The sequence below is a fragment of the Photorhabdus khanii NC19 genome (assembly GCF_000517265.1).
Taxonomy (GTDB): domain Bacteria; phylum Pseudomonadota; class Gammaproteobacteria; order Enterobacterales; family Enterobacteriaceae; genus Photorhabdus; species Photorhabdus khanii.
Genome location: NZ_AYSJ01000002.1, coordinates 991,116 through 1,005,411 on the forward strand (window position 1 = coordinate 991,116; position 14,296 = coordinate 1,005,411).

General features: G+C 54.9%; 1 protein-coding gene (running past one end of the window). It reads left to right on the forward strand.

Annotation, left to right across the window (positions count from 1 at the left end; all coding sequences use genetic code 11):
* Window positions 1-14,296, forward strand: part of the annotated coding region (locus tag PTE_RS04080; RefSeq protein WP_036843340.1) for a non-ribosomal peptide synthetase (this coding region is incomplete at its 5' end). Its footprint extends 924 nt past the window's final position; 14,296 of its 15,220 annotated nt are in view.

A 14,296-nucleotide genomic window follows, 5' to 3' on the forward strand; every position in this document is an offset into this window, starting at 1 on the left:
CTTCTCTCAAACATCAGAAAACATAATCAGTGCAAATGACGCTTCATCACAGACCAAAAATACACAGAATATTCTCAAGGCACTCACACCCGGTGAATTATTCTGGTATGAGCGCTTTGCCGCTTTGCAACCGCTCCAGTTACCTTTCGAGACGGTTGGGGAGCAAGCGAAGCCCAGATGGACAATGAGTCTTTGGCACTCCCCGTTGCCAGGAAACGGAGAAGAAGACCCATTACGGACACTGTTGCAGACATTTGTGATCTATCTTGCGCGCCTGACTCAGCAGACCGAATTCCAAATCGGCTGGTGCGTGGATAAAGTAAATGGTAAATCAGCAGATCTGGTGCCTATGGTCGTTGAGGTGGAGTTTGATAAGCTGTGGAGGTCGGTAGCTGACTGGATTGATAACGAGCTTGTCCAGTTGATGCGGCACCAGACATTGAGTCATGATCGCCTTATTCGCTTTCCTTCATTGCAGGCTATCCCGGCGCTGACAACCCGCTGGCCGTGGCAGATCGCCGTCTCGGTGATACAGGATGATAAACCGTGTGATCAGAAGATATCCGGTGAATTGCTGACGCTCCAGGTGAATGCACAGGGCAGTTTTCGCTGGATATATGATGCAAACCGTCTGAGCGAGGAAGTGGTTCAGCGGATGGGTGAACACTTACAGGTGCTGGCATTGTCAAAAAAGAGGGGAGATGAAATTCCCGTCGGGCAGCTTAATGTGTTACCGGAGGCTGAACGTACGTTACTGCTGGAGACCTGGAATGCCACGGAAGCCCCTTATCCTGACCCGTTATGTATCCATCAGCTGTTTGAGCAACAGGTAGCACAAGCCCCGCACGCCACAGCGTTGGAATATCAAGAACAGACCCTCAGTTATGCGGAATTGAATACCCGTGCTAACCGGCTGGCTCATCAACTGATGGCGCTGGGCGTGGAGCCTGACCAGCGGGTGGCGATTTGCGTGGCACGCTCACCGGCAATGGTGGTGGCTTTGCTGGGGGTACTGAAAGCCGGCGGGGCTTATGTGCCGCTGGATTCAACTTATCCGCGGGAACGTCTGGCGTATATTCTGAGTGATAGTGCCCCGTCAGTGGTACTGGTTGATGAAGCTGGCCGGGCGGCGCTGGGCGAACAGGCGCTGGTAGGCGTGACGGTACTTGATCCGAATATCCAACTTGACCAGCCCAGCAGCAATCCGCAGATCCCGGCGTTAACGCCACAGCATCTGGCGTATGTGATTTACACCTCCGGCTCCACCGGACAGCCGAAAGGGGTGATGGTGGAACATCAGGCGATTTATCAACGTTATCTGGGTTTTAATGACACCTACGCCGTCACCGCACAAGACCGGGTATTGCAATTTGCCGCGTTTGCGTTTGATGTTTCAGTGGAAGATTTCTTCTCATCATTATGCAACGGTGCCACACTGGTTATCCGGGATGATAGCTGGCTGGCGTCGATACCAGAATTTGTTGCCTTAACTCGACAATATCGTATTACGGTGGTGTCGTTGCCGACTCTGTTCTGGTCTGAACTGGCGGCCAGAAATACGGGGTTACCGCTGCCGGATTGCCTCCGGCTCATTATTACTGGCGGTGAGGCTATCAAAAAGAGCGCCGTTCAGGACTGGTTCAGGCAGGAAGGCCATCGGCCCCGGCTGTTGAACGGTTATGGTCCGACGGAAAATGTCGTGACGGTGACTTATAAGGACGTGTTATCCCCGGAAGATGCCCATTCTATTGGCCGGCCGGCTAAAAATGCCCGCATCTACTTGTTGGACCAATATGGTCAACCGGTACCCTTAGGCTGTGTGGGTGAAATGTACATTGGCGGCGTTGGGGTGGCGCGCGGTTATCTTAACCGGCCAGAACTGAGCGCAGAGCGTTTTATACCGGATCCTTTTAGTCCGGTAGCCGGTGCGCGGATGTATCGCTCCGGGGATTTGGCCCGCTACCTGCCGGATGGTGACCTGGAATTTCTGGGCCGTAATGACGAGCAGGTGAAAATCCGCGGCTTCCGTATTGAGCTGGGGGAAATTGAAACCCGGTTGCTGGAACACCCGGCAGTGCAAGAAGCGGTGGTGCTGTCGCTGGATGGTGGGCAGGGCAAACGTTTGGTTGCCTATGTGGTGGCGGCAGTGAATGAGGGATTGGCGTCTGATTTGCGTGCACACCTGAGTGCTATTTTGCCTGATTATATGGTACCGGCAGCCTTTGTGCGCCTGGAGACCTTCCCGCAGACCCCGAATGGCAAGCTGGATCGCCGGGCGTTGCCTGAGCCGAGGGAAGACGATTTTGCCCGGCAGATTTATGAAGCCCCAGAAGGGGAGGCAGAGATCGCCATTGCGGCTCTCTGGCGTGAGTTACTGGGCATTGAGCAGATCAGCCGACATGACAGCTTCTTTGCGTTGGGCGGTCATTCACTGCTCGGCGTGCAGATGATTGAACGCTTGCGTAGCCTGGGATTGACACTGGCGGCGCGTGATCTGTTCCAGTCGCCGGTGCTGTCAGACCTGGCCCAAACGTTGGGACGGCATCAGGCCGTGATAGTACCACCGAATATCATTACACCGGCCACCACGGCGTTGACACCGGCAATGTTACCGCTGATTGATTTGACTCAGCCTGACATTGACCACATCGTCGGCCAGGTGCCGGGTGGGATAGCCAATATTCAGGATATCTATGCGTTGTCGCCGTTGCAGGACGGTATTTTGTTTCATCATTTGCTGGAGAACGAAGGCGACCCGTATCTGGTGCTCTATCCGGTGGCTTTTGCTAACCGCACTCTGCTGGACCGCTATCTGGCGGCAATGCAACAGGTGGTTGATCGCCATGACATCCTGCGCACTGCTTTTCTTTGGCAAGGATTGTCAGGGCCGGCGCAGGTGGTCTGGCGTCAGGCGACCTTGCCGGTGACGGAACTGACGCTGGACCCGGCTGATGGCCCAGTTATTGACCAGTTAACCCGGCGTTTTGATCCGGGCCGGTATCGTCTTGATTTGAGTCAGGCCCCGCTACTGCATTTTATTATCGCGCAGGAAACCGATGGCCGCTGGTTTTTACTGGAATTGCAGCATCACTTGATCGGCGACCATGAAACGATGGAAGTGATGAAACACGAAGTTCAGGCCTATTTTGCCGGGCAGGAGGACAGCCTGCCTGAGCCAGTGCCGTTCCGCAATCTGGTGGCGGAGGCCCGGTTGGGGGTAAGTCAGGCTTCGCATACCCGCTTCTTTACTGACATGCTGGCGGAAGTGGATGAGCCCACATTACCGTTTGGGCTGGCGGAGGTGCATCGAGATGGATCTCAGGAGGTGGAATTCTACCGGATGTTGCCCAGCGGATTGAATGACCGTCTGCGCCATCAGGCCCGGCGTTTGGGTGTCAGTTTGGCGGCGTTGTGTCATCTGGCCTGGGCGCAAGTAGTTTCGCGTACCAGCGGGCAGGAGAAAGTCGTGTTCGGCACGGTACTGTTTGGGCGTATGGGGGCAGGTGAAGGTGCTGGTAATGGCATGGGGTTGTTTATCAATACCCTGCCGTTACGGCTGGATATTGATGAGTCCCCGGTACGGGACAGCGTGCAGGCGGTGCATCTGCGACTGGCCGGATTATTGGCCCATGAACATGCCTCACTGGCGTTGGCCCAGCGGTGCAGCGGGGTTGCCAGTGGTACGCCTCTCTTTAGCGCCCTGTTGAACTACCGGCATAATGAGCAGCTGGATCCGCTGGATGAAACGATGGCCGGGATTGAATTCCTGGGTGAACAGGAGCGCACTAACTACCCCTTTGGGCTGTCGGTGGAGGATGGGGGCACCACGTTGGGGCTGACCGCTAATGTGGTACAACCATTTGATCCGGAAAGACTATGCGATTATATGCAGCAAGCGCTGGAAAGTCTGGTGGAGGCCCTTGAGCAGGCTCCGGAGACCCCGGTACGGGCCTTGAACATGTTGCCGGAAGCAGAGCGCACACTGTTGATGGAAACCTGGAATGCCACGGAAACTTCCTATCCTGAGGCATTATGTATTCATCAGTTGTTTGAACAGCAGGCAGAGCAAATCCCGCAGGCGACGGCACTGGTGTATCAAGAGCAGGCGCTCAGTTATGCGGAATTAAATGCCCGCGCCAACCGCCTGGCCCACCAATTGATGGCGCTGGGTGTGGTACCCGACCAGCCGGTGGCGATTTGCGTGACGCGGTCCCCGGCGATGGTGGTGGCATTGTTAGCCGTGCTGAAAGCTGGCGGTGCTTATGTGCCGTTAGATTCAACCTATCCGGGTGAGCGTCTGGCGTATATCCTGAATGATACGGCACCGTCGGTGGTCTTGGCTGATACGACCGGCTGGTCAGTGTTGGGTAAAGAGGCGTTGGCCGGGCTGACGGTGCTGGATCCGAATATTTTGCCAGACCAGCCGGACAGTAACCCGCAAGTCCCGGCATTGACGCCTGAGCATCTGGCGTATGTGATTTACACCTCCGGTTCAACCGGGCAGCCGAAAGGGGTGATGGTAGAACATCAGGCGATTTATCAACGTTATCTGGGCTTTAATGACACCTATGCTGTCACCGCACAAGACCGGGTGTTGCAATTTGCCGCGTTTGCCTTTGATGTTTCAGTGGAAGATTTTTTCTCGTCATTATGCAATGGGGCCACATTGGTGATGCGGGATGACAGTTGGCTGGCGTCGGTGCCGGAATTTATTGCCTTAACCCGGCAACATGGTATTACGGTGATGTCACTGCCGACCCTGTTCTGGTCTGAACTGGCGGCCAGAGATAGCGGGTTACCGCTGCCGGATTGCCTCCGGCTCATCATTATTGGCGGTGAAGCAGTCAAAAAGAATGCCATTCAGGACTGGTTCAGGCTGGAAGGCCACCGGCCCCGGCTATTGAACGGTTATGGCCCGACTGAAAATGTCGTGACGGTGACTTATAAGGACGTTCTATCCCTGGAAGATGCCCGTTCTATCGGCCGTCCGGCTAAAAATGCCCGTATCTACCTGTTGGATAAATATGGTCAACCGGTACCCGCAGGCTGTGTTGGCGAAATGTATATTGGCGGCGTCGGGGTAGCGCGCGGTTATCTTAACCAGCCGGAACTGAGCAGAGAACGTTTTATGCCGGATCCTTTTAGTCCGGTATCCGGTGCCCGGATGTATCGTACCGGGGATTTGGCCCGCTATCTGCCGGATGGCGATCTGGAATTCCTGGGCCGTAACGACCAACAAGTGAAAATCCGTGGTTTCCGGGTTGAACTGGGGGAAATTGAAACCCGACTGGTGGAACACCCGGCGGTGCAAGAGGCGGCGGTACTGGCACTGGATGATGGGCAGGGTAAACGATTGGTCGCCTATGTGGCCGCAGAGGAGCAAACGGGATTGACGACCCTTTTGCGCGAACACCTGAGCGCCGTTTTACCCGACTATATGGTCCCGGCGGCTTTTGTGCGTCTGGAGTCCTTCCCACAGACCCCGAATGGCAAGCTGGATCGCCGGGCATTACCGGCACCGGGGGAGGCGGCATTTGCCCGGCAGGTCTATGAAGCCCCGCAAGGGGAGGCTGAGATCGCTCTGGCGGCCATTTGGCGTGAATTACTGGGCATTGAGCAGGTCAGCCGACATGACAGCTTCTTTGCCCTGGGCGGCCATTCATTGCTTGCGGTGCGGATGATTGAACGCCTGCGTCATTTGGGATTGACACTGGCAGCGCGTGATTTGTTCCAGTCGCCGGTGCTGTCGGCACTGGCGCAAACATTGGGACGACACCGGGTGGTGAAGGTGCCGGCTAATGTGATTACGCCGGCCACCACGGCGTTAACACCGGCAATGTTGCCGCTGATTGATCTGACTCAGGCTGAGATTGATCACATTGTCGGGCAGGTGCCGGGTGGAGTGGCGAATATTCAGGATATCTATGCCCTGTCGCCGTTACAGGACGGTATTCTGTTCCATTACTTGCTAGAGCAGGAAGGTGACCCGTATCTGTTGCTCTATCCAGTGGTCTTCGCTAACCGTGCTCTGCTGGACCATTATCTGGCGGCGGTGCAACAGGTGGTTGATCGCCATGACATCTTGCGTACTTCTTTTATTTGGCAAGGATTGTCAGTCCCGGCACAGGTAGTTTGGCGTCAGGCGCAATTGCCAGTGACTGAACTGACGCTGGATCCGGCTGATGGTCCGGTCATTGACCAGTTAACCCGGCGTTTTGATCCGGGCCATCATCGTCTCGACCTGAGTCAGGCCCCACTAATGCATTTTGTCATCGCTCAGGAAACTGACGGTCGCTGGTTCTTATTGGAATTGCAGCATCACTTGATTGGTGACCATGAAACGATGGAAGTGATGAACCGCGAAGTACAGGCGTATCTTACCGGTCAGGAGGAGAGACTACCGGTGCCGGCACCGTTCCGTAATTTGGTGGCTCAGGCCCGGTTGGGCGTCAGTCAGGAGGAACATACCTGCTTCTTTACCGAGATGCTGGCGGCGGTGGATGAACCTACGCTGCCGTTCGGGCTGACAGAGGTGCACTACGATGGCTCACAGGTGATGGAATCTCATCGGATGCTGACCGGCACACTGAATGACCGTTTGCGTCGTCAGGCTCGGTATTTAGGGGTCAGTCTGGCGTCGTTGTGCCATCTGGCCTGGGCGCAGGTTTTGTCATGTACCAGCGGGCAGGAGAACGTGGTGTTCGGCACCGTGCTGTTTGGACGGATGCAGGTGGGGGATGGCGCTGACAGTGGCATGGGGTTGTTTATTAATACCCTGCCGTTACGGCTGGATATGGATGAGTCCCCGGTACAGGACAGCGTGCATGCTGCTCATGCCCGACTCGCCGGATTGCTGTCGCATGAACATGCTTCATTGGCGCTGGCCCAGCGGTGCAGTGGTGTGCAGGGTGACATTCCACTCTTTAGTGCCCTGTTGAACTATCGGCATAACACCTTGCCGGCAACATCGAATGAACTCATCAGCGGTATTGAATTTATTGACGGACAGGAGCGGACCAACTACCCGTTTGTGCTGTCGGTGGAGGATTTTGGTGAATCCCTGGGGCTGACTGCTCAGGTAGTACAGCCGTTTGCTCCGGAAAAGATATGCGGTTATATGCAACAGGCGCTGGAGAGTCTGGTGGAAGCCTTGGAGCAAGCACCGGAAATGCCCGTTCGGGCATTGGAAATCCTGCCGGAAGCGGAGCGTACTTTGCTGTTAAAAACGTGGAACGAGACGGAAACCACGTATCCTGGGGAGTTATGTATCCATCAATTGTTTGAACAACAGGTGGAGAAAACCCCGGAGGCCATCGCGCTGGTAGTGGGAGATCAAACGCTGAGTTACGCTGAATTAAATGCCCGCGCTAACCGGTTAGCTCGTCAACTGATCGAACAAGGCGTTTGCCCAAATGAACATGTGGCGACTTTGTTAGCACGATCGAGGGAATTGGTGGTGGCCCAATTAGCTATCCTTAAGGTCGGTGCTGTTTACGTTCCGATAGATCCCAGCGTGCCGGACGAACGGAGAAATTGGCTGATTAATGATTGTTCAGCTAAGTTGCTGATTATTGATGCGCAATCTGATACGCCGGTCGGCCTCTCGGTTCCGCTGTTTTGTCTCTCTGATGAAAATAATACGAGCAGAGAGGAAGATCGTATCAATCCTGACTTACCGCGTTCCAGCACCGGGTCAGCGTATATCATGTATACCTCCGGTTCAACGGGCATGCCCAAAGGGGTGGTAGTGCCTCACCGTGCGGTGGTCCGGCTGGTCATCAATAATGGCTATGCTGAAATCGGACCGGATGACCGGGTGGCCTTTACGGCGAATCCGGCTTTTGATGCCAGCACATTTGAAGTTTGGGCACCGTTGCTCAACGGTGGCGCGCTGGTGGTTATCGACCATGCCACGTTATTGACACCACAGGAGCTTGTACTGGCTTTACAAGCTCACCACATCACGGTGCTGTGGCTGACCATCGGGTTGTTTAACCGGCTGGCGGCAGAGTTATCCCCGGTTTTTCCGCAGATTAAAATCCTGATTTTCGGTGGAGATATCCCTGATTTACAGGTGATTGCCCAAGTTCTGGATAATCGTCCGCCACAACAATTATTGCAGGCCTATGGTCCAAGTGAGGGAACCACCTTTGCCACGATATACCCTATTACGGCGATACCGCAGGGTGTGAGCCGGATCCCCATTGGCCGGCCGATAGCGAATACCCGGGTTTATCTGCTGGATGCTTATGAGCAGCCGGTACCGTTAGGTGTAATCGGTGAGATTTATGTGGGCGGAGATGGGGTTGCTCAGGGTTATTTCAATCGTCCTGAATTGACCGCCGAACGTTTCCTGATCGATCCCTTTAGTGACAATCCGGATGCACGCATGTACCGGACCGGGGATTTGGCCCGTTACCTGCCGGACGGCAATCTGGAATTCCTGGGCCGCAACGATCAGCAGGTCAAAATTCGCGGTTTCCGCATTGAACTGGGTGAAATTGAGGCCCGGTTGGCAGAACACCCGGCAGTGCGTGAGGTTGCGGTGTTGGCATTGGGTGATGGGCAGGATAAGCGGCTGGTTGCCTATGTGGTGGCACCTGCGGATGAGGGACTGGCGGTGAGCTTGCGTGCTCACCTGAGTCCCATTTTACCTGACTACATGGTGCCGTCAGCCTTTGTGCGTCTGGAGGCGTTGCCATTGACCCCGAACGGTAAACTGGATCGTCGTGCGCTACCGGTGCCGGATGGTGAAGCCGTTGCCCGTCAGGTTTATGAGGCCCCGCAAGGCGAAACGGAAATCGCTCTGGCAGCTGTTTGGCGTGAATTACTGGGGATTGAACAGATCAGCCGGCATGACAGCTTTTTTGCCTTGGGAGGGCACTCGCTGCTGGCTGTGCGGATGATTGAACGCCTGCGTCACCAGGAGCTGACACTGACGGCGCGTGATTTGTTCCAGTCGCCGGTATTGTCGGCACTGGCGCAAACGTTGGGACGGCATCACGCGGTAAGGGTACCGGCTAATGTGATTACACCCGCGACGACGACGCTGATACCGGCGATGTTGCCGCTAATTGATCTGACTCAGTCAGATATTGACCGTATTGTTGAGCAGGTGCCGGGCAGGATGACCAATATTCAGGATATCTATGCCCTGTCACCGTTGCAGGACGGTATTTTGTTTCACCACTTACTGGCAAACGAAGGTGATCCCTATTTGTTAGTTGACCTGATGGCCTTTGCTAACCGGCCTCTGCTGGACCGTTATTTGGGCGCGGTACAACAGATGGTTGATCGGCACGATATTCTGCGTACCGCCTTTATCTGGAAAGGGTTGTCAGTACCGGCTCAGGTGGTTTGGCGTCAGGCACCGTTGTCGGTCATTGAATTGACGCTGGACCCGGCTGATGGGCCGGTGGGTGATCAACTGGTACAACGTTTTGATCCCCGTCATTATCGTATTGATTTGGGCCAGGCGCCGTTGCTGCGTTTTGTGGTGGCACAGGAGAACGATGGCCGCTGGTTTTTACTGGAATTGCAGCATCACCTGATTGGCGACCATACCACGCTGGATGTGATGAATCGCGAAGTACAGGCGTATCTTACGGCTCAGGAGGATAGTCTGCCTGCGCCGGTGCCGTTCCGCAATCTGGTGGCGCAGGCCCGGTTGGGTATCAGTCAGGAGGAACATACCCGCTTCTTTACCGACATGCTTGCGGAGGTAGATGAACCCACGCTGCCGTTTGGGCTGGCGGACGTGCACCATGATGGATCTCAGGAGACGGTATCCCACCGGATGCTGACGACCCGGTTAAATAACCGTCTTCGCTATCAGGCCCGGCATTTGGGTGTCAGTCTGGCGGCGTTGTGTCATCTGGCCTGGGCACAGGTGTTATCGCGTACCAGCGGGCAGGAGAAAGTGGTATTCGGTACCGTGCTGTTTGGGCGCATGACGGCGGGAGAAGGGGCTGACAATGGGATGGGGCTGTTTATTAACACTCTGCCGTTACGCCTGGATATCGATGAGACCCCGGTACAGGACAGCGTGCGGGCGGCCCATTTACGGCTGGCCGGGTTGCTGGCGCATGAGCATGCCTCACTGGTGCTGGCCCAGCAGTGCAGTGGAGTTGCCAACGGTACGCCTCTCTTTAGTGCCCTGTTGAACTACCGGCATAATGATCAGTTGGATCCGCTGAATGAAACGATGGACGGGATTGAATTCCTGGGTGGACAGGAGAGCACTAACTATCCTTTTGTGCTGTCGGTGGAAGACGGGGGCACCACTTTGGGTCTGACGGCTCAGGTAGTACAACCGTTTGAGCCGGACAGGATATGCGGTTATATGCAGCAGGCGCTGGAGAGTTTGGTGGAGGCGCTTGAGCAGGCACCGGAGACACCGGTACGGGCGCTGAACATCTTGCCGGAAACGGAACGCACGTTGTTGCTGAAAACCTGGAACGCGACGCAATCCCCCTATCCTGACGCGTTATGTATTCATCAGTTGTTTGAGCAACAGGCAGAGCGAACTCCGCAGGCTACGGCGCTGGTGTATCAGGAGCAGACGCTCAGTTATGCCGAATTAAATGCCCGTGCCAACCGGCTGGCCCATCAGCTGATTGCGCTAGGCGTAGTACCCGACCAATGGGTGGCGATTTGTGTGGCCCGCTCTCCGGCAATGGTGGTGGGATTGTTGGCGGTGTTGAAAGCCGGAGGCGCTTATGTGCCGCTGGATCCAACCTATCCGGGGGAGCGTCTGGCGTATATTCTGACGGATGCCGCGCCAGCTATTTTACTGGCGGATAAGGCCGGACGTGCGGCGTTAGGTGAGAAGGCACTGGCAGAATTGACCGTACTCGACCCGAATGCATTGCTTCACCCGCAGGACGACAACCCACAAATACCCGCATTAACTTCACGACATCTGGCGTATGTGATTTACACCTCCGGCTCAACCGGTACACCGAAAGGGGCGATACTGGAACATTGTGGTGTCTGCAACTATCTGCTATGGGCGCGGAGTGATTACCTGGCTGAAAGGCCATTCGATAGTATCATTTCGTCACCGTTAGCCTTTGATGCCACGGTCACCAGTCTTTACCTGCCTTTACTGTGTGGTGGTAAAATCCGCTTGCTCCGTGATGGGCAGGAGCTGATTGAGCTGCTCCCCACACTGTTGTCAATGGAATCGGGTGCTCTGGTTAAAATTACCCCCAGCCATCTTTCAGCAATGGGCCAGGAATTGAAAACTGCGGGTCGAACATGCCCTGCGCATTGCTTTGTTGTGGGCGGAGAGACGTTGCCCAGTTCCACGGTCGCACTCTGGCGAACACTATCGCCTGGATCACGCATCATCAACGAGTATGGCCCAACCGAAACCGTCGTGGGTTGTACCGTGTTTGATACCCATCACCCGAGCCGTTTTGTTGATAACGTACCGATTGGTCGCCCAATTTCCAATACCCAACTCTATATTCTCGATCCCCACGAGGAACCTGTCCCAATGGGTGTCGCTGGTGAGCTTTACATTGGGGGAGTCGCTGTCGCCCGTGGCTACCTGAACCGGCCAGAATTGACGGCTGAACGTTTCTTGTCTGACCCATTTAGTGATAGACCCGATGCCCGGATGTACCGAACCGGGGATTTAGTCCGTTACTTGCCAGACGGCAACTTGGTATTTATTGGCCGTAATGACCAGCAGGTCAAAATCCGCGGTTTCCGGATTGAACCGGGTGAAATTGAAGCTCGGCTGACCGAATACCCTTCGGTCCGGGAGTCATTGGTGGTCACTTATGGCAAAGGAGAGGATAAACACTTGGTGGCCTATGTCGTAGCGGATGCTGAGGAAAAGCTTGCTCAACATTTGCGTTCGTATCTGTCGGCCCTGTTACCCGAGTATATGATACCGTCAGCGTTTGTCAGGCTGGATGTGTTGCCATTGACTCCGAACGGTAAGCTGGATCGTCGAGCGTTGCCGGTACCGGACAATGAAGCCTTTGCTCGTCAGGTCTATGAAGCGCCGCAAGGGGAAGCTGAAATTGCGCTGGCGGCTATCTGGTGTGAAGTTTTGGGGATTGAGCAGATCAGCCGGCATGACAGTTTCTTTGCGTTGGGCGGTCATTCGCTGTTGGCGGTACGGATGATGAACCGGATAGCCGTGCTGGGTATCGAACTACCACTGAGCACATTGTTTGAAGCACCCACTTTAATGGCCTTTGCTGAGATCATGCGTGCCCGGTTTGATGCACAGCGCAGGATATTACCCGCCATTATGCCGATATCCCGCGAGGGGGCGTTGCCGTTATCATTCGCTCAACAGCGTTTGTGGCTCCTTGCCCAGTTTGAGGGGGTTAGTGATATTTATCATATCCCGATGGCACTGCGCTTGTGTGGTCAGTTGGATATCGTTGCCTGGCAGCAGGCGCTTGATACCTTGTTTGCTCGTCATGAAGCGTTACGTTCCGTCTTCGTTTCTGTCTCCGTTGATAGTCAGCCACAAGTGCAACTGTTGTCTGCGGACAGTGGGCTGCCGTTGTCTCAGTATGACCTGCGTGGGATACCGGATGCCGAAATCAGGCTTGAACATCTGAGCATTGGGGAAGCCAGTACGTCATTTGATCTCAGTCATGGCCCGCTTATCCGTGCCAGCCTTATCCGGCTCACGGATGATGAATACCGGTTCCTACTCACCCAGCATCACATTGTGTCAGACGGCTGGTCTGTAGGCGTGTTGATAAGTGAACTGAACACGCTCTATACGGCCTTTCTGACCGGGCAACCGGATCCTTTACCCCCGCTGGCGATTCAATATCCTGATTACGCCGCCTGGCAGCGTCAGTGGTTGTCGGCTGAACAGGTCCAGACGCAATCGGACTATTGGCGTACCCTGCTGGCTGACGCGCCGGTGTTACTGGATTTGCCAACCGATCGGCCACGTCCTCTTGAGCAGTCGTTTGCCGGGGATGTGATGCTCATCGATCTGGATGCGGAATTAACGACTTCTCTTAAGCAACTGAGCGAACAGCAAGGCGTCACGTTATTTATGACCCTGTTGTCCGCCTGGGCGACGGTCCTGTCGCGTCTGTCAGGTCAGGAGGATCTGGTTATTGGCACCCCGAGTGCAGGCCGCAGTCACCAGGAAGTAGAACCGCTGATTGGTTTCTTTGTGAATACGCTGGCTTTACGTATTGATTTATCGGGTGCGCCGAATGTCATTGAATTGCTGGCGCGTGTGCGGCAAACCGCTTTGGCGGCGCAGGCGCATCAGGACTTGCCGTTTGAACAGGTGGTGGAAATTGTGCAGCCGCCGCGCAGACTGGCGCATACCCCGTTGTTCCAGGTGATATTTGCCTGGCATAACAATGAGGATCCGGAATGGGAACTGCCCGGGTTGGCTGTCTCGCTTGTTGATCCTGTTTTTGACGCAGTCAAGTTTGATCTGGAATTAGAACTGACGGAGGAGAATGGCAGGATTGTGGGCGCATTGAGTTATGCCACGGCGCTGTTTGATCAACCAACAATCGAACGCTATGTGGGGTATTTGCACACGGTACTGCAAACGATGGTGGCCCATCCTCAACAGCCTGTTGGGGAAATCGATATTTTGGCACCGGCAGAGCGCAGACTATTGCTGGAAAACTGGAATGCCACTGAAACAGCTTATCCTGACTCGTTGTGCATTCATCAGTTATTTGAACAGCAGGTGCAAAGGACACCGAATGCGACAGCACTTGTGTGTGGGGCTGAGACACTGAGCTATGCTGAACTGAACCGACGGGCAAACCGGTTGGCCCATGAGCTTATTGCACAGGGGGTGATACCGGAGCAACGTGTTGCGCTGTGTGTCTCCCGTTCTGCATCAATGATGATAGGGTTGCTGGCTATATTGAAGGCCGGAGGTGCTTATATTCCACTGGATCCTGCGTATTCGGGTGACCGTTTGAGGGGTATTTTAAGTGATGCGACTCCTGTCATGGTGGTGGCGGATGCGATGGGGCGTACGGCTTTGGGTCAGGATGCACTGAAAGGGTTGACGGTATTAGAACCGGATACTGATTGGGGACAACCGGACAGCAACCCTCAAGTGTTATCACTGCATTCAAGACAACTGGCTTATGTGATTTATACCTCGGGTACCACCGGTGTGCCCAAAGGGGTGATGGTGGAACATCGTGGCGTAATAAATTTGGCAATCGACCATATTGAACGCTTAGGTGTTAAACCGGATAGCCGGGTTTTGCAATTTGCTTCCATGAGTTTTGACGCCAGCGTTGCGGATATTGTGATGGCCTATGGTGGA